The 23897-nt window shown below is 52.5% G+C and carries 27 protein-coding genes and 2 tRNA genes; 3 read left to right on the forward strand and 26 right to left on the reverse strand.

The window, feature by feature from the left end; translation table 11 throughout:
- Nucleotides 1-250 precede the first annotated feature (250 nt).
- The 18 genes from DW151_RS02675 to DW151_RS02775 form a co-directional block, all read right to left on the reverse strand.
- A tRNA-Ala gene (locus tag DW151_RS02675) sits at nucleotides 251-323 on the reverse strand.
- 335 nt (nucleotides 324-658) lie between these two features.
- Nucleotides 659-1165, reverse strand: a complete 507-nt coding sequence (locus tag DW151_RS02680) for a hypothetical protein (protein WP_118334314.1) — start codon at nucleotides 1163-1165, stop codon at nucleotides 659-661.
- A gap of 6 nt (nucleotides 1166-1171) precedes the next feature.
- Entirely contained in the window at nucleotides 1172-1813 is a 642-nt protein-coding gene (locus DW151_RS10480; RefSeq protein WP_147351747.1) for a hypothetical protein, read from the reverse strand.
- Nucleotides 1814-2183: 370 nt separating this feature from the next.
- Nucleotides 2184-2258: transfer RNA gene (locus DW151_RS02690), tRNA-Val, on the reverse strand.
- A gap of 107 nt (nucleotides 2259-2365) precedes the next feature.
- Nucleotides 2366-2608, reverse strand: a complete 243-nt coding sequence (locus DW151_RS02695; protein ID WP_147351748.1) for a type II toxin-antitoxin system RelE/ParE family toxin — start codon at nucleotides 2606-2608, stop codon at nucleotides 2366-2368.
- Nucleotides 2609-2610: 2 nt separating this feature from the next.
- On the reverse strand, nucleotides 2611-2979 hold the full coding sequence (locus DW151_RS02700; RefSeq protein ID WP_118334319.1) for a hypothetical protein: 369 nt from the start codon (nucleotides 2977-2979) through the stop codon (nucleotides 2611-2613).
- 69 nt (nucleotides 2980-3048) lie between these two features.
- Entirely contained in the window at nucleotides 3049-3411 is a 363-nt protein-coding gene (locus DW151_RS02705; RefSeq protein ID WP_118334321.1) for a hypothetical protein, read from the reverse strand.
- Nucleotides 3386-3697, reverse strand: a complete 312-nt coding sequence (locus DW151_RS02710) for a nucleotidyltransferase family protein (RefSeq protein ID WP_118334322.1) — start codon at nucleotides 3695-3697, stop codon at nucleotides 3386-3388. Before DW151_RS02710 ends, DW151_RS02705 begins: the two co-directional genes overlap by 26 nt.
- Before the next feature lie 28 nt (nucleotides 3698-3725).
- Nucleotides 3726-4004, reverse strand: a complete 279-nt coding sequence (locus DW151_RS02715; protein ID WP_118334324.1) for a hypothetical protein — start codon at nucleotides 4002-4004, stop codon at nucleotides 3726-3728.
- Between the two features lie 380 nt (nucleotides 4005-4384).
- Nucleotides 4385-4603 carry a hypothetical protein gene (locus DW151_RS02720; RefSeq protein WP_118334325.1) on the reverse strand — a complete coding sequence of 73 codons (219 nt, stop codon included), beginning with the start codon at nucleotides 4601-4603 and terminating at the stop codon, nucleotides 4385-4387.
- Between the two features lie 89 nt (nucleotides 4604-4692).
- Entirely contained in the window at nucleotides 4693-4992 is a 300-nt protein-coding gene (locus tag DW151_RS10895) for a type II toxin-antitoxin system YafQ family toxin (RefSeq protein ID WP_117641041.1), read from the reverse strand.
- The gene (locus DW151_RS02730) at nucleotides 4989-5264 is read right to left on the reverse strand and encodes a type II toxin-antitoxin system RelB/DinJ family antitoxin (RefSeq protein ID WP_117641040.1); all 276 of its coding nucleotides are present in this window, start codon (nucleotides 5262-5264) and stop codon (nucleotides 4989-4991) included. Before DW151_RS02730 ends, DW151_RS10895 begins: the two co-directional genes overlap by 4 nt.
- Nucleotides 5265-5472: 208 nt before the next feature.
- Nucleotides 5473-6567, reverse strand: coding sequence for a hypothetical protein (locus DW151_RS02735; RefSeq protein ID WP_118334327.1), 1095 nt, complete (start codon nucleotides 6565-6567; stop codon nucleotides 5473-5475).
- 170 nt (nucleotides 6568-6737) lie between these two features.
- Entirely contained in the window at nucleotides 6738-7499 is a 762-nt protein-coding gene (locus DW151_RS02740) for a TIR domain-containing protein (protein WP_117636984.1), read from the reverse strand.
- A gap of 1689 nt (nucleotides 7500-9188) precedes the next feature.
- Entirely contained in the window at nucleotides 9189-9770 is a 582-nt protein-coding gene (locus DW151_RS02755; protein WP_233543302.1) for a HEPN domain-containing protein, read from the reverse strand.
- 330 nt (nucleotides 9771-10100) lie between these two features.
- Nucleotides 10101-10673 carry a hypothetical protein gene (locus DW151_RS02760; protein ID WP_118334330.1) on the reverse strand — a complete coding sequence of 191 codons (573 nt, stop codon included), beginning with the start codon at nucleotides 10671-10673 and terminating at the stop codon, nucleotides 10101-10103.
- 456 nt (nucleotides 10674-11129) lie between these two features.
- Nucleotides 11130-12074: an MnhB domain-containing protein gene (locus tag DW151_RS02770; protein WP_117636977.1), complete on the reverse strand. Its 945-nt coding sequence runs from the start codon at nucleotides 12072-12074 to the stop codon at nucleotides 11130-11132.
- Entirely contained in the window at nucleotides 12071-12529 is a 459-nt protein-coding gene (locus DW151_RS02775) for a Panacea domain-containing protein (RefSeq protein ID WP_158551258.1), read from the reverse strand. The genes DW151_RS02770 and DW151_RS02775 overlap by 4 nt, the downstream gene beginning before the upstream one ends.
- Before the next feature lie 343 nt (nucleotides 12530-12872).
- Between DW151_RS02775 and DW151_RS10550 the strand changes: the two genes are divergently transcribed.
- From DW151_RS10550 to DW151_RS02790, 3 genes are all read left to right on the forward strand, one after another.
- On the forward strand, nucleotides 12873-13349 hold the full coding sequence (locus DW151_RS10550; protein WP_158571641.1) for a transposase: 477 nt from the start codon (nucleotides 12873-12875) through the stop codon (nucleotides 13347-13349).
- Nucleotides 13350-13454: 105 nt separating this feature from the next.
- On the forward strand, nucleotides 13455-13649 hold the full coding sequence (locus DW151_RS02785) for a hypothetical protein (protein ID WP_118334334.1): 195 nt from the start codon (nucleotides 13455-13457) through the stop codon (nucleotides 13647-13649).
- A gap of 24 nt (nucleotides 13650-13673) precedes the next feature.
- On the forward strand, nucleotides 13674-14063 hold the full coding sequence (locus tag DW151_RS02790; protein WP_147351750.1) for a hypothetical protein: 390 nt from the start codon (nucleotides 13674-13676) through the stop codon (nucleotides 14061-14063).
- Between the two features lie 595 nt (nucleotides 14064-14658).
- On the opposite strand, the gene rfbB is transcribed toward DW151_RS02790, so the two are convergent.
- The 8 genes from rfbB to DW151_RS10485 form a co-directional block, all read right to left on the reverse strand.
- Nucleotides 14659-15678 carry a dTDP-glucose 4,6-dehydratase gene (rfbB, locus tag DW151_RS02795; RefSeq protein ID WP_199579885.1) on the reverse strand — a complete coding sequence of 340 codons (1020 nt, stop codon included), beginning with the start codon at nucleotides 15676-15678 and terminating at the stop codon, nucleotides 14659-14661.
- 1 nt (nucleotide 15679) lies between these two features.
- Nucleotides 15680-16564 carry a glucose-1-phosphate thymidylyltransferase RfbA gene (gene rfbA / locus DW151_RS02800; protein ID WP_118334339.1) on the reverse strand — a complete coding sequence of 295 codons (885 nt, stop codon included), beginning with the start codon at nucleotides 16562-16564 and terminating at the stop codon, nucleotides 15680-15682.
- A 21-nt stretch (nucleotides 16565-16585) separates the two neighbouring features.
- A complete protein-coding gene (locus DW151_RS02805) occupies nucleotides 16586-17575 on the reverse strand; it encodes an ornithine cyclodeaminase family protein (RefSeq protein ID WP_118334340.1) in 990 nt (329 codons plus the stop codon).
- Nucleotides 17576-17583: 8 nt separating this feature from the next.
- The gene (locus tag DW151_RS02810; protein WP_118334342.1) at nucleotides 17584-18882 is read right to left on the reverse strand and encodes an ATP-grasp domain-containing protein; all 1299 of its coding nucleotides are present in this window, start codon (nucleotides 18880-18882) and stop codon (nucleotides 17584-17586) included.
- On the reverse strand, nucleotides 18882-20093 hold the full coding sequence (locus DW151_RS02815) for an acetyl-CoA carboxylase biotin carboxylase subunit family protein (RefSeq protein ID WP_118334343.1): 1212 nt from the start codon (nucleotides 20091-20093) through the stop codon (nucleotides 18882-18884). Before DW151_RS02815 ends, DW151_RS02810 begins: the two co-directional genes overlap by 1 nt.
- A gap of 2 nt (nucleotides 20094-20095) precedes the next feature.
- Complete coding sequence (locus DW151_RS02820; protein WP_118334345.1) at nucleotides 20096-21208, reverse strand: DegT/DnrJ/EryC1/StrS aminotransferase family protein; 1113 nt, start codon at nucleotides 21206-21208, stop codon at nucleotides 20096-20098.
- Nucleotides 21209-21299: 91 nt separating this feature from the next.
- Nucleotides 21300-22757 (reverse strand): lipopolysaccharide biosynthesis protein, encoded by a 1458-nt coding sequence (locus DW151_RS02825; protein ID WP_158571642.1) that lies wholly within the window; start codon nucleotides 22755-22757, stop codon nucleotides 21300-21302.
- Nucleotides 22758-22808: 51 nt separating this feature from the next.
- Nucleotides 22809-23861 carry a glycosyltransferase family A protein gene (locus DW151_RS10485; protein ID WP_147351751.1) on the reverse strand — a complete coding sequence of 351 codons (1053 nt, stop codon included), beginning with the start codon at nucleotides 23859-23861 and terminating at the stop codon, nucleotides 22809-22811.
- Between the last annotated feature and the right edge of the window lie 36 nt (nucleotides 23862-23897).

The raw sequence follows: 23897 nt of genomic DNA on the forward strand, positions 1-23897 counted from the left end.
TAATCCCTGGGTTCTGGGTTCGAATCCCGGAGGGCCCACCAGAGAGTTTTAAGGCCGGGCATTACGCCTGGCCTTTTTGTTATTGGCGCTGCGGACTAGCTTTGCCATCCACAGACGTAAAGTTATTAACATTCATATTCATGATTAACAATGGATATGTAGCCAAGATGCTGCCCAGCCAACAGATGTGTAAATCGATTGATATGAAAAAAGGCCACAACTTGCGTTGGAGCCTCATTCAATGCTCGGGTGGAGACGAGGGGGATCGAACCCCTGACCTCTTGACTGCCAGTCAAGCGCTCTCCCAGCTGAGCTACGCCCCCGTGCGAAGAAGTACTATACGTGAACTCCCCAGCCGATGCAAGGACAATTTTGAACAATTTTGCGGCGCGTGGAACGGGTGTGGGGCCGAAAGGACCCACGATGCCCCATCCATCCTGTCGCTTCAAAAACAGACCGGTTTACTACGCTGATTCCCGGATTTCCGACCTCTCGCTTACTTTCGCATAACGGGCAGGCTATCTACCTGCGGTTTTACGAGCGGCGAATTCGATGTGCTCAGCCACCCTCAATCCAACGTAGTAAACCGGCATGGTTTTAAAATGGCACTTAATTACTAACAGCATATAAAGTATTAAAATTGCTCACATTGAAATTATTACTTACCAATACCAAGCCAATTGCACAGAACGTTGGCCCGCAATCTGGTTTCAGCGCATCTCATCGCCTCGGTTTTTGGTTTGTAGCACAACTCCAATCGCTCACACACACTGTGAATGATGGCATCAAGCTGATCGTGATCATTGAGCATGTCATGGGTTACAAGAAATACGTCGTATCCCATGCTTTGCAATGCTGTCATTCGGGTGGCATCGTGGTCAAGCACAGCGCCCGATCCATGAATAACCTCACCTTGAAGTTCGATAATCAAGGCCTTCATTGTTATTGGGTTTACGATGACGATATCGCCGTAACAGATTTTCTGACCTGCGATTTTCCGAGCTGAATTCGACAGCGGTGTTAGGTCGTTGACGAATATGTTTTTAAACTCCGCTCCGCCGGCACGCCTCGGATGACTTAGCAACATGATTCCAGCAACTTCTAGCGGGGATGCAGCAATACCCATTACCTGCTGTGCGGCTTCGCAGAATTGCTTTCCCCACATCTCGCCCTAAACCTTCGCCGAAAATCTATGTAATTCTTCTATTTCAATAAGAGGCTTTCTCATCCAAAGCGATGTGCCCTTTCTGTTAGTTTTATTTCCGGATCCGTCAGCCCGCTGCCCACTTTGATCATTCTCGCTGTCCTTCTGGTGCACCCGAGCGTAGACTCGCTTCCATGGGGCCTCGTCTTGGGTTTCGTCTAGTTCAAACAGACTTTCTGTGGTGTAATGCTCTTCTTCTGATTTTGCCCGCTCAAGTGCCATGTCAACCGCGGGCGATGGTTTAAAAACCGAGAACCATCCGCAAAATTCGTACATAGCCAGAACCAGATCGCATGAAGAAACGCTTCGAGTCATGGTGAATAGCGTATTAAGAGGGTCTGTGACGCTAAAGCCCATGCCCGTGTCGATGGAAACCTTCTCCGTATAGGCGTTGTTCCATCGGATGGTCCGTCTTGTCTTGGAATGCAGGTTGCTTCGTGTTGATGCTGCTGTGATGACTGGCGTCTTGAGAACTTCGGTTACAAAAGGGGCTTGGGATAGAGCTCGCCAGCCATCTTCGGAGCTAGGTAAGTGCGGGTAGAGGTCTCGCACCTGCGGTGGGCAGCGCCAATAGCGGAATGCAGTGTTTGCGCAGACGATTTCGTCCATTTGCGCCTCCCCTGGTTACGGCCTCGGGCCGTGCGGATTGCGGGCATGGCCGATTATCTACTGGGGCATCATGCGGGTAAGTACGGGAAGCTGACCAAACGCTGACCAAAAGCTTGACGCAATCCGTTGAAAAGCCGCCATAGGCATGAACGCGCTGGTACAAGCTGTGAGCCAGTGGTCTCTGTCTCCACAATTGCACATAGATTACGCAGGGAATTCAATGAATAAACGCAGACGCATTTTGCAAAACGCGCAATGACGACACCTAAGGTGAACTGCGTAACATATAACGCCTTAGGTAACTTCGCTTCGATTTTGGTGTCATAAAGAAAAAGGCCAGAGGCTTAACACCACTGACCTGCGCTTTAGATGGTGGGCGATACAAGATTCGAACTTGTGACCCCATCCGTGTGAAGGATATGCTCTACCCCTGAGCCAATCGCCCGTCGCCTTTCGGCAAAAGAGATACTAACATAGCCGCGCGAGGTTTTCCAAGAACTTTTTGCCCTCGATTTTAAATTCGTGCGCGTAAGTCAAGCCAAAGCAGTCAAGTCACCCAACAAACCAGCAGGTAAAATACCCATCGCGGATGCGATAAATTACGCGAATGCCATCAGTGCGAAACTTAAGTTCCCTACAACCTGCAAGAAGACCCGAAAGCGGCTTGCCAATTTCATCGGCCCGAAGTGCAAGACGCGCAATACCTTTGTCCACCATAGCGCGAACCGAGCCATCGAGTGACAGATACTCTTTCTCGGCAGTCTTGTCGTAAAACTCAACCTTAAACCTAGCCACGCTCACTCGAACAGCTCTTCGTCGGAAATGGGATCGGTTGCCTCGGCTTCTAGCATGGCCTCGAACCTCTCACGTCCCACGGTATCGGAGAACGGAATGCCCTTGCGATTCGAATCAGCGTCGCTCTGCGCGAGCCTTGCAGCGGCTATAGCGTGCAGGCGCTCCTCTCGGAGCTGTTCGAGTTCGACCGCCATCGCTTCGAACTCGTCGAAGCCAACGATAACAGTATCGATGCCATCGTTCCTGTCTGAGACAAATTGCGGTTCTCTTCGAGCGCGACGTCTCGCTTCGCCAAAATTTTTGCTTGCCTGCGTCGAAGTCAGCACCTGTTCGCGTCCGAAAACGAGTTTATTGTCTATCACGGCAACCATAGCAACCTCCTTTAAAATCTGTCTCTAATACGTATTATAGTTTCATTTAAATACGTACGTAAAGGAAAGTTAAACAGCAATATTCTTGCTATTGAATGTTTCGGATGAACAGGGTTTCGAATCGTACTCCAGAGCAACCGGTTGCCTGACAGGGTCTTCGATGGCGCAGTTTAGGGTCTTTGCGAGCGCCAATGCCGAAGAGACCGAGGCACGGCGTAGGTCGAGTCGGATCTGCTCGTAGACCTGTATAGCGCGAAGTAAACCCCCGATTGGGTGGCGAGCTATTTTTGCGTTAGACCGGCTGGGCTTTCCCGTGGCTATCAACGCATCCCCATCGCGGATGGCCTTTAGGCTCTCAACGTTGAGTACATCGGGAGGATCAGATAGCAGGATGATATTCGCAAACTCATCGTCCCGCACATGTTGCTTCATAGATGCGCACCTCATCTTGATCGATGCTTTGGCGGAAAGCCGGGCGCATGTGCTCTGGTGGGTTGGTGACGATATCAACCTTTCGTCCAAGTTCCTTCTCGAGCTCATGGGAGAGTTCGTAAAGCGTGCCGAACGTCATGGTGTTGCCGCAGATTAGGCGCAAGTCAATATCGCTATCGGGCGTTTGCTCGCCTCGGGCAAACGAGCCAAATAAATATGCTTCGCTGACGTCGTATTGAGCCAGCACGCGGGAGGCGGCGGTGGATATGTCGGAAGGCGAAATCATGGGATATTTTCCGTTCAACAGTAGAGCGTCAGGGGGCCAGTGCCGATACCGCGGGTCCGGCTTTTTGCCGTTCTGCAAGCTCGAAGATAAACGGAGCGTTTGATCTAACGAACTCGGTCAAAAAATCTAGATCGTCAGTAGAAAAACCTTCGACATTGAACCAATTAACCGCAGGCAAGAAGCATTCCGCATGGTCAAAGCCAGGGCCAACCGGACGCTCGACGGCTACGCGAACGGTCCCGTCATCTCGTTTTTCTGAGTAGGCAAGCTGAGAGCCGTCATCTAGCTGAACATAGCTCAAAAGCATTGCTACCTCGTTTACAACTTTTTGAGTTTAAAGCCTTGTTCACGGTCACCGTCGTTTTGGCCGTTGTCGTGGTCGTCTTTAACGTGGAGGCCGCGGGCTTCACTGCAGGATCCGCACCGGGTTGTGCCGCAGCAGGGACGGTAAAACCGGCAGGCTCACCCGTCCCACCGACAGGCACGTCGTTCCCGTCGGTCTCCCCCGCCGGCGTCGTGGCACCCTCGGGTTCAATCAACACATGCGCAGCCGGCAGGTGTCACAAACTACGCGAACACAAGCGATCCGCTCGTGCACGCGACTCCGCTATCGGCACCGATCGCATCAAGCCACGAGACATCGACGGAAAGTCGGCAGCCGGCCGTGCCATCGCCAAGACCTGCGTCCTACAGACACACACCATAAACGCGCACGCCCACTCCGGGGCCGGCGCCGATGGCCTCGCCCGCGTAGCCGTTAAGCTCCAGGTGGTCGGCATCGGTCCAGGCCCAGCCGGGGCCCGACACGCCCGGCTCGTAGTACGTCGCGCCCGCGATGATGAGGCTCTCCGCGCCCGCTGCATAAGAAGGCCCGCCCAGCAAAACGCATAGGCAGGTAATCGTCATTGTGCAGCTACATATCCAACAAGATTGAACAAATTGGATGCCATTAGGTTGAAATCCGAATGGTTTTGGTGGTTTCGATATTAAGGGAATTATCGGAACAGCTCATCATGGCTGCCAGTGCGTTCAAAGAAAGCTACCTCTTCGTTTGATGACCATATGACAAGCCAGTCGCCCGAGTTTGCTACGTGACATTCGTTTCGCCCTGCCCAGTTGCCGCTTAGCCGGTGCATATTATGACGTCGCTTTAATATGTCCATTGACTCAGGTGTATTCTGTAGCACCAGGTCAATTAGCTTTTGAAGCTCAGATAAATCCCATTTACGGCGCTTTGCTTTTTTCTTTAAATCGCGGGAGAAGGCTGCAGAGAACTCTGCGGTTAACGTGCTCATTGTGCCATCGCAGCAGCGATCAGATCGGCGCCATTGTCAAACCGTCCTTTTTTGCCAGATGCAAGAAAAGCGTCCCCCTCGCGAATGGCCTCAAGGCTTTCGGCACTGGGCTCCTCAGGGGCAAAAGTCAACGGGATGCGATGGGTGTTGACCATTTGCTTGAAGAAAGCGCGAGTCACGGACGACAAATCAAGTCCATAGTAATCAGCAACTTCCGCCGCCTCGCGTTTGAGGTCGTCGTCAACCCTGATGGTTAATGTTGAGCTTGCCATTTTTAGACCTTCCAATCGCGTGAGTGTAACCTTATTATACTGCATATACAATAGTAGACTATGTAATTACAAGTAATTACATAGTCAATTAAGTGGTATGGCACGTCATACATTGCATGCACGAAAAAGGCAACGCTCCCTATCCGGAAATGTTGCCCTTAAAGCTTCAACAGAGGTCTTGTATTGCAGCTAGGTGCGTCGCGCAGTCTCAGCAGCGATATGTGGCACCAAAAAGCACCAACCCCAGCAGGAATAACGATAAAGATGCAGCGATCCAGTTGCTGTCGCCGGTTTTGGGGAGCGCCGAAGTGGTCGCGGTGGCAGCCTTGGGCTTGGTTGTCTTGGCGACCGTGGTCTTGGTTACTGTCTTTGTTGTCTTGGTTGGCGTGGCCGCGGGTTTCAGAGAGGGATTTGCCGTGGGGCCTGTGGTGGGCTCTCCGGCAGTGGGGCTAGCATCGGTGGGTGACTTTTTCGCGCTATCGCCAGTCACCTCGCCCCTGTCGGTCTCCCCCGCCGGAGGCGTGGCGACATCGGGCTCAACCACCACGTGCGGTGTCACCGCACCAGAGGCATCCAACACGCCACCAGCACCAAAGACCCCGCCAGCAGGCGCCACAAAGCGCGCAGACACAAGCGACCCGCCCAAGCACGCAACGCCGCCATCGGCGCCGGCCGCATCAAGCCACGAGGCGTCGACGGAAAGCCGACAGCCGGCCGCGCCAGCGCCAAGGCCCGCCTCCTGCAGATACACGCCATAGGCACGCACACCCACTCCGGACCCGGCGCCAGCGGCAACGACGCGTCCGCCGCCGCGCACGGCCATGTCGCCTGCGATCACGCCGGCAACCGCCTCGTCCGTAATATCGGCCCCGTCCGTCCGGGCATCGACGGTGCAGCCGTCCACCACGAGCGCCTGCGAGACGTGGATTCCGCACTGCGAGCCCGTCGCCGTCAGGGTCCCGGTACCGCGAAGCGTCAGGTTGCCCCACACCTCCATGCCGCACAGCGTGATGTCCGCATCGGGCGCATGCGACTCCGTCACGGAGTTTTGCCCGGCAAGCGTCAGCACCAGGTCGCCCTCGGCGCCGATGGCCTCGCCCGCGTAGCCGTTAAGCTCCAGGTGGTCGGCATCGGTCCAGGCCCAACCTGGGCCTGACACGCCCGGCTCGTAGTACGTCGCGCCCGTGATGATGAGGCTCTCCGCGCCCGCGGCATAAGAAGGCCCGCCCAGCAAAACGCATAGGCAGGCCATGGCAGCGATCGCAATGTGATGACGGCTGGCGTGGGACTCGGCAGCAAACATACCCGCTCCGATCTTCGAAGGAGCCAATAGAATGTGCACCAGAAAATGCCCTGGTAGCAGCAAGTATTAGTCTAGCGAGATCAATGCGGGGGCAAAGAAAAATCGCGTGGGCAATGTTCACAATTAGGTGTAAATCGTTTTGCCAATCGGTGAAAGGAGGGATCAACGGATTAGATATCCATCTTATTAAAGTCGATGGAATATCCCATGGACTTGAGTTCTTTCAAGAGGCCGAACTCCCAACTGTCTGTTCCGGTATAAACGACGCCCTGTAGATCGGAGGGAATCTCGATACCTTTGTCAACAAGAATTGCAACGTTTTCCCTGCCAAGCCGACCAATAAAGTATCCGGCTTCAAATACAACATTTTGTCTAGCCCTGGGCTTTTCCGACTGTTCTGCCTGGGCTCTTCCTTCGTCGTCCGCCGTAAAAAGGCATACCGCTCCTGCTGCATCGCCTTCAATTTCCAGCTTTTCGATGATTGTCTTGCCCTGATTTGACTGCTCGTTTAGGACAACCGCCGTCAGGCCCTGCCTTTCGATGATTCTCGCGACCCTTTCTCTAAGCTCTCCGTTGTGACCATGAACGATAAATACCTTCGAATAATCTCCAACATTTGCAGTCGATCCGGTTTCCCCTTCGTCTGAAAACTCATCAAGGTATGTCTCCAGCACAGCTTTTGCACTGCGCAGGCCGTCCGCACAGGCTTCAACGAAAGCCGAGTCGGGCGTACCGGAGGTGAAGAAAGACAACGAGTAGCTGATTTTGTTAAAGCTTTTAAATTCGTAGCTGTCTTTTCCAAATCGCCTAATTAAAAGCCTGTCCGCCCTTGTCTTCCATGCTTTAAAGTCAGGCGAACTAGAGCTGATGTATTTCTTTGAAAGTTCGTCTGCTGTTTCGCACAACTGCTGCAAAATTTCAAAATCAGACATTAAGCCTTCTTTCTATAACCAATAACGGAGCTAAGAAGCATCTTATTCCAATGAGCGGCCAAATCTCTTTACTGTTTCCTCGGTGCCCCTATCGGAGATGGACTTGCCCAGTGCGAACTCAATAGCGTCCAGCAAAGCCATGACGCGAGCTTTGAAATAGGCATCAAAGTCATCATTAATGAACGCATCCCAGTCAATGAGATTCGATTCGATGACGGAGTTCACAGTGTTCGATGTCAGCTTTCTTAACGAATTTCGCTGAGTAGACGCTGGGGGCCGCGCCTCCAATTTCTGTGCCCGAATAGGAGTACGAGCACGTCGGTCAAGATGCATTCGGTGGTCAACATGGCGGGATCTATCTGCGAGCGGAAAACAAGCGGCGCTGCTAATGGTAGCGCCGCTCGCATCATCAAAGAAGAATCGTTATCGATTGTCCCTGGGACTTTTCGTTCAAAACCAGAGCATGTCGACTACTGCTTATCGAAGTACATCCACCCTACAGGCTGCATTAGATCGTAATAATCGACGGGCGTTTTGAAGCGAATCCTGCCCAAATAACCACGCTTTTCAGCAACCAACTGCATCTGTCTGCGTCACGGCAAACTCTTTGAATTGGCGTTGCGGCAAGTTTGTCTTAAGAAAATAAGGCTGTTAAGACAAACCCATTTTGACGTTTACGTAACGTCGACCATCGATCAAGCCGTATTATTCGGAGTTAGAATTATCGCCCCACGACGCTGAGCCGGTGACCATCCAGTGACTTTTGACAACAAAATAGACATCGCCAATCTGATTGTCCAAGCATTCATCGGATTCTTTACCTTGGGGACCTTGATTGCCGCATTGCGGCAAAGCAGCCAGAACAAAAGGAACAGGGAGGACGACATCAAGCGGTATCAGCCATCCCGCATATCGGCATGGTACGAAGGGGGTCGAAACCGAACCGATCAGCCCAAGGACAATCGATTCGTCTGGCAGTTAGTCGTGCTTCGAAACGAAAGCGAGTCCCCCGTCTACGACGTAATCGTCACCTGTGTCGGGATTAGCGGAGCCGGCCCCTCTTTCAAAGGAGAGGACAACCGTCCCGCTTTTCCCGACCGCGTCTGCGTCGGCACGCTTCCTCCTGGAGCATGGTACACATGGCTCCCGACGGAAGGGCACGGAATGGGAGTACGCACGGCACCCGAAACGGCTTTCACCGACGCAAACGGAACTTCGTGGGTTCGGCGAGGCAACGGAAGTCTCGAGGAGATCCCTATGGAGCCGACCTCGTTCTACAGGCTGCCCCTCCCCTTGACCTGGTACGGATGCAAGAAGCTGACCGAGTAGCCCCTTGGCATCGTCGCTTTAAGCATTGGGTTTTCCGGACTGAGACGCGAACTTTCCCGGCCGTTCCGGATAACGGGAAAGTCAGAATCATTCGGGTTTGCGGGGCGGGAACGCGAGAGCGACTCCGCCCTTATTTTTCGATACACCCATAAATTGAAGCGAGATCGGCATCATCATCTCGAAGCACTTACTCACAGATCCATATGGTAAAGGTAGCAATTCACTACCTTTTATGCATAAATTACAGGTATCTTAATTAAGCTGTTAAAAAATAATCAACAGCTGTTCTGATTAACCGGCTAATACAACCATGATTCCAACCACTGGTTTTACAAACGATAAAGACCAGCTTCCAACCACTTATTTACCATTCTCGACAAGATAATCGAAGTCAATAAGTTGAAGTTGCTCTACGAACTTCTCCAAATACGAGACGACTTCCTCGTCGTTCACGAATAGCGGCCTGTCCTGCGTCAGTCCGCCTGATTTGTCCTGCGGATAGCGGAGACTGATGCCGTTGTCATCGATGTCGGCAATGGCATTTACAAAAGCACCCATGTTCTTGATGGTTCTATTGTCTTCACGGCACTTTTGCTTCGGAAACCTCGAGAGCAAGGAATTCCACAGGTTTCTAAGGCTGTGGTCTTTCTTAGGCTTAGCCCCACATTTTTTTATCGCCCTCTTGATTGAAAGCTCAATACAGTGCCTTGTGAGGAACATCACCGGAATCGCGTAGGAATGCTCCAGGAACACATACATGCCCGGCCTGTCGGTCGCTCTCCTCCCGGCGGCCGCAAGCTCCTTGGCGGCATTGAGGAAGGATTTAATGAATTCATCGTCGAACCTGTCGGCTTTAAGTTCGTCTTTCACTAGGGCAGACGAGTCCAACAGCGTGAAATACCTTAAAGTGGGGTCATCAAGGCCATCCATCTGAGGCTTCATGACCTGTTGATCCTTGTATTTAGGGAAAACATGGTCATTGAACATGCTATCCATCAGAGAATCTCTCCTGTCTTCGCGTCCATCCTCGCCCCCGACCTCGGGTTGGTGAAATCGTATACGGCCTCGCTATCATGGTCGGGCTCGATCACGAACAGCGGCCCGACACGAGCACGTCGGCCAAGATGCGTTCGGTGGTCAACATGACGGGGCCTATCTGCGTACGGAACATAAAAGAAGCGGCGCTGCCAATAGTAGCGCCGCTTGCATCATCAAAGAAGAATCGTTATCGATCGTCTCTGGGTCTTTTCGTTCAAAACCAGAGCGTGTCGATTACCATTCATCGAAGTCCATCCACTCTACAGGCAGCATCAGACCGTAATAATCGACGGGCGTTTTGAATCGAATCCTGCCCAAATGACCGTCGCTCTTCCGCACCCAACTGTGTCCGTAGCGATCGGTGAAAGCCACCTCGCAGCCGAGGGTCTTATGCATCGAGCAATCGAGATGCCCGATGCACCTCACGGTTTTGCCCGGAGCAACGGACGAGAGTAGAACTCTGCCGCCACACCCCTCGACGTCCCTCCCGTCTTGAGGCCCGGCACCTTGGACGAGCACGGCAGTGAGGATAACTTGGTAAACGATGTCGTTGCTATTGTTCATCACTTCTAGGCCGAACTGCGGCGCTAAATCAACCCTGCACCTGCCAACCGTGGCCGTCTCCCTCTCAGGCATCCTGACCACACGGGCACAGATGGCCGACGCCTGGCTCCGCGCGGCTGCCCGGCGGCCCCGTACCAGCGAGACAATCCACTGGAGGAGTGTGAGCGCCAAAGATAGGAAAGCAACAACCGTGCCGAAATCGATTTGACCATTGAAGCTAATTATAACGCCATCCGGGTTCATTTGGTTAACCCATCCGCCAGTGCCGCCGCCTCAAGGAGAGGCTTCAAGTCGTCGGGCTCCACTTGGCGAACGGCTCGCTTCTCCCGTCGCACATCCCGCATTCTGGCCGCAGGCCTCCCGTGAATCCATGGGTAAAAGAGCACGCGGTAGCGCTCGTAAAACCCTTCTCCAGGCATATCATCATCGGAGCGCACGATATCACAGTCTCCTTCCTCTACAGATTCCGCCTTATGGAGACCCTACACCAACAATCGCGACACTACCTTCGCCATCGGCTCGTCGGCGTCCAAGCGCCACCTCCAATCAATCTCGCCCCGCCGCGAAAAGCAGGAAGCCGACCCGAAGGACGGCTCCCCAGTGTCCCGTGCGGCGGAGGATGACCGCACGGCTATGTTCCTAGACGTGTCGCCATGCCGAGGGCCGCCCCGGAGGACGGCCCTCGGCATGGCGTTCGGGCTACAGCCCGATGAGCCCCCTGAGTCCAGGGTGGGAGAGCGCCATCATCGCAGCCATGATGACCACGAGGACGACGTCTGCGGCGATCAGACAGTTCCTCGGCCATTTTCCCAGCTCGACATTCCGATGGTTGAAGGACATCTTCCAGATGAAGACCAGCAGGATGCAGACCGTGTTGATGAGCACGAAGCCCACGAGCGCGGCGAGGAGCACGATGGCGCGTATGCCGCCGTCGATGCCGAGCGCGCCCATCGCGGAGGTCGAGAACCCGACGCCGCCGTTGAAGGCGAGCACGACCGCCGCGAACACGCCGAGGATCGCGATGTACTCCATCCTCGTCTTGTCGAGGCGCTCGTCGAACTCCCTTTCCAGCTCTGCGCGTTTCTGGTCCGCCTCGTCCCTTTCCGCTTTCACTTCGGCGATTGCCGCTTTGAATGTGCGCATGGCCTGCTGCTGTTCGATGTCGTGGCTCAGCCTCGTCTTTTCCAGGTCGATGTGGTCGGCGAGTTTGAGGACACTTTTCGCCTGGTCACAAAATCCATGTTTCGTCAGGTTGTCATGGATGATGCGAATGTTCTCGGCGAGGCAGTTGACCGAATAGGGGACCCCTTCGTCCAAGTCCCCAGGGGACTGCCCGAGTGCATTGAATACCAGGTCGCAGATGTCGGCATATCTATGGCGATAGGGCTCGCTCCCCCCATATAGCTTTACGAAGAAGTTCGAGGCTCGGCGGATGTCATCCTGGGAGAGCACCGCAGCATCATCCGTGCTGGCGAGGGATTCGAGCATGTCGCGGAGAGCCTTGCGTTTCTCTGCGTCGTCGCTGCCTGCGTTTATTGGGGGAACTTTCAGGGGTGGCTTCGAAAGAGTCCCAATCTTGCTGGTGAGCAGAGAGAGGGCCCTTTCGAAGTTTTCGGCCGCCTTTGCGTAGTCTTGCTCGGTCACTCAGAGACCTCGCTAGCGCACTGCATGATCAATTCATTTGGGATGATTCCCTTGTGTAGGCGCTTCTGGTTGTAGATGACGTCCCACGGAGACCCCTCGGCGTGTGAGATCCTGACGAGCTCCCATGGGGATTTCTCGGCGAGCATGTCCACCCCCGCATCCAGAAACGGGCGGATGGAATCATTTATCTCGGTGTCGAACTCGCGTTTTATCGGGAAGCCGCCGCAGTCAGAGAACTTAACGTAGACATCTCTGATGACCGGGCCGTAGGGCCATGCCTCAAACTGGTCGGCGAATAGCAGCTCGCCGGTCTCGCTCGCGTGTATGACTTGCAGGAAGTAAAGAATCTTCTGGAGCTGAAGATTGCTGATTGGCGTGTCGTGGCGATATCGCCTGCTGACGGCGTACTCGGCGATTTCCATCGCACAGTACTCTGTCCCGATTTGGACTTTCATCTGTTTCCTCCTTTTCCAAATCATACCAGTGATGTGCTTCCCATCTGCGCTTATCGTGATAAAAGCATCTCAGCTCGCCCGGACAAAAAACGGACGGTCCCTCCAGCGGGGGTTCCGGTCTCGGACGCGCCCCCTAGTCCTCCACGGCCCCAGCACCAGGGCGAACGGCACGTGCAGCAGGAACGCCATGAGCACGAGCGCCGTGACCGCAATGCCCAACGCCCATTTCACGTCTTCGCCAATCACTTCATCTCCTTCCGCTCGAACCTGCAGAAGCGCGCACATGCGCCCAAGGTCGCTACCGTGTATCTCGCGATCACCACATCCCTCGCTAATGGCGCGCGTGGCCCTGCAGTCGGCGAGCCCGGACTCGAGCTCCCAGATGACCATCGAGCAGACCGAGGGGTTCTGCCCCAAGGCGGCCGAGGTGCTCAAAGAGGCCGAGATCGACGCTCTGGCCTACCTCGACTTCCCCTACGAGCACCACGTGAGACTTCGCACCAACAACGTGCAGGAGCGCGCCAACCGCGCGCCCAAGCGCCGCAGCCGCGTGGTGCAGGTGTTCCCCAACAGAAAGTCGCCCATCGGGATGATGAGAGCGATGTTCTCCGAGAAGGACGAGGACTGGGCGGGCCTCTGCTGGTTCGACGACGACTCCATCGGCAGGGCTGTGGAGGGCGCCAAGGACCAACACGCCGAAGCACGCCTACGGGGGCACCGCCGCCGAGCACGCGGCCAGGACCATCGGGCTCGGTGTGGCCGACAGCCCCGTTCCCGGCGGGGAGGCGGTGTGACATTAGCTAGAATGACGGCATTCTAGGTGGTTCTCGGTTCCTTGGGCAGCCTTCGGCCACCCTCGAGAGCAGAGACCTACATCAACATTTGCGAGACTATCATACTGTTGATGAGCGAATGGAGGCTTGCGATGCGTAAGTCAGCAAGATACTTGGGGCGGGATGTTGGGCTTAATGCTGAGGAGATGAATGTCTGGCTGAAGGAAGAAGGATACCTCGAAGGCGAACCTGGAGATTATAGGGTCACCGAGAAGGGGCATCCCTATGCCACGCAGAGGCATAGGGAAACTGGAAGCCCAAATCATGCTGGCTATGTTGCCATGTAATGGGAAGAGGAGATTCTCGATGAAATGGGGCCGCTTTCCTCAGAACGCAGACGCGAGCTTTCCGATTCAGTTGCAGCCAATCGCGCCGAAAAGAAAAGGCAGAGAGAAGAATTGGAGGCATCGCTTGCGGCAAATGGCGACTATAGTATTGATGACGGCCAGCGCAATGGAGATGATGCCTCCAATCCGAACGGCGGCAAGGTGGCAGCTGCTGCGATTGCCGTAATTGCCGTCGGCTATCTGGTGGCGAAAGGTGCTCAGGTGGCAAAGCCTCATGTCGAAAAATGGTGGCGTGGGACCGCGCGCCCAAAGATTGTCGAGACAAAGAAAAACGTTATGACGAAGTTCAAGGGTGTATTCGGCGAGCAGGGCGAAGAGGCTGACCCCAAGACAACGGAGAAGACGGCAAATTAACCTTTAGCGCCTTTCGATGGTGGGGAAAAGCTGGACGCTGCGTTCTCACCCATGCAAGAGTCGTCCATCATCGCGTACCCCACCGTGTCAATCGAGTGGTCGTTGCCGACGGGGGATGTCGTCAAGCCACGTCCCGTCTCGGTCGCTGTCGAACTTCTTGAGCCTGGACTCCTCGTGCGCCAGCGGACAGCGCACCTGGTCGTTGCAGATTTCGCGCAGCCCTGCCAGCCACTCCTAGGAGAGCCGCTTCGTGTTGCTCTTGCGCACGGGCCTCGCCCGCAGCCCCGCCTCGCGCCGCCACATGCCATCGGCTGCTTGCCTTCGGGCATCTCGTCGCAACCGATCAACTCGTCGTGCAGGCATGCGCCCCCCGCCGGGCGCGTCCGCGTAGGCGAACAGCTGGGCGAATAGCATCACCACAGTATTTATGGCGGGGAAGGCCGCGAGCAAAGGCGTAAGAAATGCAACCCACGACGCACAACGCTCCACCAACTAACCGTTATTCAGGGACACGTTCGGCCAACTGCGCCCTAAATAAAACGGGGGTCCCGAGCACTAGTCCGGGACCCCCGTTGTTTCGTATGAGCTGTTACCTCTACTGCCCCTGCGCGCGGTAACGGGTCTCGGTTGCCTCCTTGGCGGGGCGCCACCAGGACTCGTTCTCCACGTACCAGTCGATCGTCTGCTTGAGCCCCTCGGCGAAGTCGGTGTGGGCCGGCCTCCAGCCCAGCTCGCGCTGGAGTTTCGTGCTGTCGATGGCGTAGCGGCGGTCGTGTCCGGGGCGGTCTGCGACCCAGTCGAAGTCCTCGGGGTCGCGGCCCATGGCCGTGAGGATCATGCGCAGGACCGTGATATTGTCCCTCTCGCCGTCGGCCCCGATGAGGTAGGTCTCCCCCATCCGGCCCTTGGTGAGGATGTCCCAGACGGCCGAGGAGTGGTCCTCGGTGTGGATCCAGTCGCGGACGTTCTCGCCGCGGCCGTAGAGCTTGGGGCGGACGCCGTCGACGATGTTGGTGATCTGCCTGGGGATGAACTTCTCCACGTGCTGGTAGGGGCCGTAGTTGTTGGAGCAGTTGGAGATGGTCGTGCGAAGCCCGTAGGTGCGGGTCCAGGCGCGCACGAGCATGTCGGAGGACGCCTTGGTCGAGCTGTAGGGGCTCGAGGGCCTATAGGGCGTCTCCTCGGTGAACTTCGCCGGGTCGTCGAGCGCCAGGTCGCCGTAGACCTCGTCGGTGGAGACGTGGTGGTAGCGGACGCCGTATTTGCGCACGGCCTCCAGCAGGCGGAAGGTGCCCTCGACGTTGGTGCGCAGGAAGGGCTCCGGGTCGGCGATGGAGTTGTCGTTGTGGGACTCGGCGGCGTAGTGCACGATGGCGTCGTGGCCCGGGACGATGCGATCCAGCAGCTCCGCGTCGCAGATGTCGCCCACGACGAGCTCCACGCGGTCCGCCGACAGCCCGGCGATATTCTCGGGGTTGCCGGCGTAGGTCAGCTTGTCCAGCACGGTGACGTGGACGCCCGGGTGGTTGTCCACGACGTAGTGCACGAAGTTGCTGCCGATGAAGCCGCAGCCGCCCGTGACGATGATGTTCTTAGGTTCAAAAATCTCAGGCACGTTAACGTTTCCCTTCTGCAGCAACCGTCAACAAATACTTGCCATACGCAGTCTTTTTTAGGCGCTCGCCCAAAATAGCAAGCTGATCAGCATCGATAAAGCCTCGGCGGTATGCGATTTCCTCAAGGCATGCAATAAAATAGCCTTGACGGCTCTGGACGGCTTCGACGTACTCAGCAGCCTTAAGCAAACCCTGCGGCGTGCCGGTGTCGAGCCAAGCCATGCCGCGTCCCATGAGTTCAACCGAAAGCTGACCACGCTCAAGATAAGCGTTATTGACGCTCGTAATCTCAAGTTCGCCACGCTCGGAAGGTTCAACCGTAGCGGCAATATCGGATACCTGACCATCATAGAAATAAAGACCCGGTACCGCATAGTTGCTCTTGGGATGATCAGGCTTTTCTTCAATGCCAATCACGCGATGGGCCGCGTCAAATTCAACCACGCCAAACGCACGAGCGTCCTGAACAGGATAACCAAATACAACTGCACCGCCCTCGGACTCTACCTTTGCTTTTGCCCGATTAAGTACGCGCGTGAAGTCCTGACCGTGAAACATATTGTCACCCAGCACCAAGGCGCAGGGCTCCCCCGCCAAGAAATCACGACCAATGGTAAATGCTTCGGCCAAACCACGCGGTTCCGCCTGCTCGGCATACACTAGATTCATGCCAAGATCGGAGCCATCTCCCAGCAGCTCTTTAAAAGCCGGCAGATCACGAGGCGTAGAAATAACCAGTACCTCACGAATGCCAGCAAGCATAAGCACCGAGAGCGGATAATAGACCAAGGGTTTGTCGTAAATGGGCAGCAACTGTTTATTTACGGACTTGGTAATGGGATGCAAGCGAGTTCCAGAGCCGCCTGCGAGGATTATGCCTTTCATCATGACTCCTAAACAAAGCCATTACTCGTGAAAATCAAAAGACGGGACACTACGAGCCCTATCCATAAGCCATGCGGCCACGGCAACGTCAATAAAACCAAGACCGATAGCATTAAAGTAAATAAGCTCATCGCCCACACGACCGCTTTTGACGTCGCAAAGCACTTCGGTAATATCTGCATGAATATCCGAGTCGGACAACAGCCCCTCAGAATACATGCGAGCAATGGTTGGCGATCCTCGATGCTTCAACGCATCCCAATAGTCACAAATGATTTTATTGGCTTTACGAGGAACTTCGTACTCATCTTCCCAGCCACCAACGTGGCAATATAACTTGGCAGTATCAAGCCAATCAGCCTTGAGAATAGGGGCCTGGCCACTTATGCATGTAATAACGATATCGGCACCATCACAAGCTGCCTGCATATCATTTCCGTAGTCAACAACCGAACAGCCCAAATAACTAAGATCGGATACAAGTGTTGCAGCGTGAGCAGCAGTGCGCCCAGAAATTCGAATTTCGCTTATATCGGTAAGCGCAAGAGACATGAGCTCGGCATGAAAGCGAGCTTGCTCGCCCGTACCGAGAATCGTAAGAACTCGAGCACCTAAAGGCGCAAATAGTCTGGCAGCTAAAGCATCAACGGCAGCAGTTCGAAGAGCAGTGAGATACGAGGCGTCCATGACGCAGACGGGGCAACCGGATTTAATCTCAGAAAGGACCATCAAGCCGCCAACATTGGGGATACTGCGTTTCGATGGATTCTCAGGAAAAACCGAGACCCATTTAACTCCAGATAATCCTAAAGGGAGAACGGTCGCCGGCATGCAATTAATTCGGTCTTGCGTAGCTTCATCAAAAATCTGAGAAGATTTTGAAGGTAAAATTACCTCGCCCTTACCAAAAGAAAGAAAGGCATTTTCAACGGCCGTTAGAAGACCATCAATATCGCGTTCTTTATCCCATGCGGCTTTTAACGTAGACCTGCTAATCAACTCGGTTTTCATAGGTGCACCTAGCCTTCACATGAATCAAGCTGCGAGACAAGAAAATCAGGGTATGAGGAAGTGGAATTCGGATCGAAAAGCGAGTAAAGCAATTCGTTGCCGCCTTCATCCTTGACCGAAAGCAATTCCTTAACGCGTTTCATTCCGCTCATGAGCCCAGAAATACTTGAATCCCGGAAGTGCAGATACGCCAGCACCTGTTGCGCACTGCCCCAGTCCTCGATCAAATCACCCACACCGTGGACCATAGTGCATGCGGCAAAAGATGGAAGAGCCGAAACTTTATCCATCCCACTGATTGACTTGATTTTTCCAGGTCTTAGATGTATCGGCCAAATTGCGTAGAGACAATCACTCTTTGGCTTAGGCTCAATTTTGCCGTCTTGCAACCCCACGGCCGCATCATAAAGAACGGACATTTGGTCAATGCCAGATAGAGCTTCAACCAGTAAATTGGTCATAGACCCGCCAAATCGCAGACCCATCTCATTAAAGATGAAACGTCCGTTTTTATAAAACGCCTCAATCCAGATTGGACCGTCGGAAATACCAATAGATTCAAACATCTTTTTGGCTTTTTCGTTAACGTTATTTAGATATTCCGCCTCATGAATAGAAGGAGCGATCTGAAGAGCCATTACTGGCGCGCCAGTATCCCCCGCTTTTAACGAGAACTTATCCGTAATTCCCGAGTAGACGATTCGACCAGAACGAGCAGTGTACTGAATGATGACGGCATTAGCATCAATGAACTCTTCGATGAGCACCTGTCCGGTCAAGGAATGCTCTTTGGCTTCAGAAAGCGCACGCTTAACATCATCAACATTTGAACACTTTGAAAAGCCACGGCTGCCACTACCGTCGAGAGGTTTTACGGCCAACGGGTAACAGTCCTCAGGAATCGACTCGATATCAGACGCATCGAAACGACGGGCAACATCAATCCCATGTTTTAAGCATAGGGCCTTAAACTGCCCCTTGTCACAGCAAGAACGCCATTGGCCTAAAGAACACCATGAGGGCAAACCAAGCCGAGCGCACAGCTCGAGGGACTTTTCGATATTAAACTCGTGAACTCCAGTGAGCACCGCATTAACTCCGGCATTGCGAGATCGCTTTTCAAGTTCATCGAGATCAGCGGTGCTCACATTCCACGACTCATCAGCCAAAAGCTTAGCCGGAGATTGCTCAGGATCAAGCCAGTCAGCAACGATCACATGGGCGCCGCGGGATTTAGCGTACTTAACAATTTCACATGAACCAATAGGCTTGCCGCCCAAAACCAATAAAGTTGTTTGTGCAGCCATTATGCCACCTCAGCCGAAAAATATTTCAAAGTGTTATTTCGAAAATCGTTAACTTCGCACTCTGAATCAAATCGCATCATTACAGAGCCAAACGCATGGTTTGCGGCGGTAAACGACTCTACATGGTCTCCCGAATTAATCCAAAGCTGCTCTTCGGCAACATGTGAATCGCGGAAGCCTGCAGCATATTTCATTCCATAAAAGATGCCCGAATGGTCTGAGTGGAGCATCTGCTGATACCAGTACCCATCGTAAACAGGCATAGATAACTCATCGACGGTCAAGCCCAAAGCAGCCTGTACGCTCGCGCGAACAAGATCGCATTTGCCACCCGTAGCATAACGGAGCATCTCACACAGACGATTACCGCCGCCACGAGGAGAACTCTCCATAATGTAGGCTTTTCCGTCCGATGCCACGCGAGTCTCGATATTAAAAACTCCACTTCCCAGATGAAGAAGATCCGCAAGACGCTGCAGCTCAGAAACAAGCTCCGACTGAGCCCACTGGGGCATGCTAGAAGGCATTACATAGGCCGCGGGGGTATACGGATTTGGAACGGATGAGTCGAACAACTGGGAGGTAAACGATACACACTTAAACTTACCATCAACAAGGAATGCGTCTGCATCGGAACTGTCTCCCAGTTTCTCGAGAAACTGTTCGACAATACAACGGCCAGCACGCGAGAAAGAAAGCGCCACTTTAACAGCATCCCCAAGATCATCGGCACAGTCAACGCGCGTACAGCCCTTGGAACCAGCAGAATCCACGGGCTTGGCTATAATAGGATAAGTAATGGTTTTAGCATGATCGATTGCATCCTGAACAGAGCTGAATATATGAAGCTCAGGGCAATTGAAACCATTGTCGCGAAGGAATGAACGATACCGCTCTTTATCCTGCAGGATAGAAACAGACTCATAAGATCCTTGGAAAGGAAGCCCAAGTTTCTCTGCAGCATACGCGGCGGATATCACTCCGGGGTCTGCAGCGAATGACATGATGCCATCAACATTAATAGACTCTGCTGCCTTAAGAATAGCCTCATTGTCGATAATACTCGCGTTTATATAACCGTCAGAAAACTGATGGGCGTAATTGTTAGGAAGATAATCGCACGTAACAACTTTGGCACCAAGATCGTGCGCGGCGTTGATTACAGGGATTGCATAACGAGCGCCACCAAGGAGTAAAAGGGTTTTCTGCATGGTTATTTCCTTCCAACTTGAGCGATTACGTCGCAGATACGATTAACGTCCTCTAGCGCAAGATCTGCGAACATGGGGACCGTGAGCACCTGAGAGGCGAGTTTCTGTGCAACGGGTGTGCGATCGCTGGAGTAGACGCTGCGATAGCAGGCAAAGTCGTTGATGAGCGGATAAAAGTACTTGCGCGCACCAACACCGGCAGCGTCGAGAGCATCGAAGACATCATCGCGCGTGGCACCAAATTTGCTGGGGTCGATAATCACAGGCAGATAGGCATAATTTGCTTTAACACCATCAGCGGGACGGAAAATACGAACACCATGCAGGCCCTCAAGGCGATCCCAATAGCGCTCGGCAACAACCTTGCGCTTAGCAATTTCGTCGTCAAGATGTCGAAGGTTGCATACACCCATGGCAGCGCAGAACTCATTCATCTTGGCATTACCGCCAACATATTCAACGTCCTCAGGCCCTGTGATGCCAAAGTTCTTCCACTGGTTAAGAGTGTCGTAAAGGCAGGGATCCTTAAAGCAAACCGCACCGCCCTCTATGGTGTTGAACACCTTGGTGGCATGGAAACTAAACATAGACGCATCGCCAAATGCCGCCGCGGAAACTCCGTTGCGCTCAACGCCAAAAGCATGGGCCGCATCGTAGATAACCTTGAGGCTGTGGCGGTCGGCAATCTCCTGAATAGCATCAACATCGCACAGATTACCGTAAACATGAACGGGCACGATAGCGCAGGTTCGAGGAGTGATCATACGTTCGATACATTCCGGATCGAGCGTGCAATCGGACTCGCGAACGTCCGCAAATACGGGCGTAAGGCCCTTGCGTGAAATGGCGTGCGTTGTGGACGCAAAACTAAAGGGGGTGGTAATAACTTCACCGCGAAGGTCTAGGGCCTCAAGGATGCACTCGAGCGCGTTGTGCCCGTTGGTGAACAGGCAAACATTGGGCGTACCCAAACGCTCCTTAAGCTCGCTCTCGAGCTTTTTGTGCTCCACACCCATGTTAGTAAGCCAATGACTCTCCCACAGGGGTCTGATTTCCTCGCAGTACTCCTCAAATTCAGGCATTGAGGAACGTGTGACGAGTATACGGTCGCTCATGAGGTTTCCTTCCTCTTGTTGGCGTGTAATACAGTTTTCAAGGTTCAAAGGAGCTGCTAAGACAACACCTAAGGTTTAAAGGCGTATAAAACTAGTGACGTTTAGTGCCAATAAAATCGCGAGCAGTATTAATGAGGTATTCAAAAGCTTCAAGATGAAGGGCTTTGGATAGGCCGAGGTAAAGAATTCCCATAATTAGGCACTCGATAAGAATCGCTAAATATGGATTTGAAAAGAAAGAGCCAGCAAATAGAGCGCAAAATCCGGCAAATAAACTGAAAATAAAGGAAGGCCCAATATCTTTTAACTGCTCAAGGTAGGAATAACCAATAATTGATTTATTGGGAAAACTGTTAATAAAAGTGCCTATAACTCCAGTAAACAAAGCTGAGCCAACCAGAACATAAATATTATTAAATACAAATGCACCAAAACAAAGTACAGTCATTCCCAGCAGCTTTTTAATTATTTCGAGAAGAAAGTTAATATCGCTTCGTCCCATTCCACACAAAGCAGATAGATTTGAAGAATGAATGGGGAGTAAGGCGTATACGAAGCAGTAAATCTGAAGAAACGGTACACACGGTAGCCATTTATTCCCAAGCAGAATCAGGACAACAGGCTTAGCTGCCACAGCAAACAAGGTCATACAGGGCACAATTACAAAAGTCGACGTCTTCAAAGCGCGTCGAGTTAACCTCTTTACACTCGGCAAGTCAGACTGAACCCTCGAAACAGCAGACATCATAACGGGCTGAATAGCTCCGTCTAGCATGCTGCCAAGAGCAGAAGGATATTTTTTTCCCTGGGAGACCAATCCAAGTTGACCAACAGAAAACTGCGCACCAACAACAAGGTCGTAAAGACTCAGGTACCCTTGGTTTAATAAATTAGAAGCTAGGATTTTCCATCCAAAAGAATAGAGCTCCTTAGCTCGTGACAAACCAAACTCAAACTTGGGAATCCAGCGGGTCTGAATATATAAGGAGACACAATTAACCGTTTGATAGAATAATTGTTGAACGATCAATGCCCAAATACCGAAGCCCAATAACGCAGATGCGATTCCAAGTGCTCCCGAAATGCAGACAGACCAGGCGGTAGCCTTAAAAGTTCGGTCAAATTGAAGCGAGCGTTGAACCACGGCGATTTGAACCGAATTGTAGGCATTGATAAGAAGGGTGAGAGAAAGAATCCTCAGCGGCCAGGTTAAACGAGGTTCAGCATAAGCGATAGATACAGCAGGTGCAAAAAAATAGAGAGCGACGAACAAAACAAAAGAAATGGCGAAGCTTATCCAGAAAACGGTTGAATAATCAGCCTCAGTCGCAGATTCCGATTGAACAAGTGCTGTCCCGAGTCCCGATTGAATAAAGACATTTGCCAGATTAATAAAGACAAGAATGATCGCAATGACGCCAAAATCTGTTGGGGTCAAAATTCGAGCCATTACGATTTGGACTAGTAGCAGTACGAGCTGGTTCCCTGCCCTCTCGAGAAACTTCCATATCAGGGATGAAATTGTTCGCTCTTTGAGACTTACATCCATCTGATTTAATAGACCTTTCATACTAAAAAAGATATAGTGCCGTAAAAAGTGCTAGTGTTTAATTTTTTTATATATATTTCTAATATTCAAGTAAAAAAAGCGACCTAAGCTCCGGCCTTTAAGACCGAAAACTTTATATAGAAGTAGTCCTATAAATTCAGATAGCTGTAATCTGGGTGAAACATATAAGTAATTACCAATTAAACGATGATTAGCAGCAATGTGGTCAGGGCTTTCATCAATGCTCAATTCAAAAGTCGCAGACTGGTCGATGGGCTGCGATGAATAATCATAATCTAAAGAATGCTTGCCCGTAAAACTATCGATTGAGGAGCAATTAACACCAGATCCATCAAAACCTAAATTGCGAACCTTAGATACGGCAGGAACAATAACCTTTTTGTCGGAAAGCAGGAGATAGGGACCAAAAGCCATGTCTGTCGCTGTTTCCATTTCCCTCTCACAGGCACCAAGCATTACATACGATACATACTCAGATTTTCGACCTGGAATCATTGCGTCTACTATACCCGATTTAAACGCCCGATCAGCGTTACTGAATAAATAGTGTTGATGGACGATAGCATCACGGCCCTCTTGGTGCTTATCACGCCATTGTCCAGTCCCCCAAGCCGAATAGGTGGCCTGGGTCATAAATACAGTAGAACCTTCCGAAAGATTCCAATTCAAGGGGTACGAGTAGCCGCAGACGCTATAAACTCCATCGTCGTCGGCAAAACGGTCAAGGCACTTGTCCATGTATTCAATAAAATTTGGCGAGAACTCAAGATCGTCTTCGGAGTAAATCCACCTGTCGTAACGAGGCTTTATCAAAGCCTCAATTAATTCATGACCATTTACACCGGCCCCAAGATTAAAATCGCGCTTCACAACATTAAAGCTGTTGAATGTCGAGCCATCAAAATGATCTAATAGATCACAAACGCGATGATAACCTTCAACATATTTATCGCTTGGAGGATAATCAACAGCAATATACACGTCTGTATAAATAGCCCACCCATTTAGTGCAAGCGAATCAAGGAGGCGTTTTAAGTGTTCGTCTCGATTTAGAGTTGGAATAATAATAGGTGCGTAAATCATTGTCTACCAGCAATTCTTATATACGATGAGAAATGT

It is taken from the genome of Collinsella sp. AM13-34, assembly GCF_003473055.1.
Lineage (GTDB): Bacteria > Actinomycetota > Coriobacteriia > Coriobacteriales > Coriobacteriaceae > Collinsella.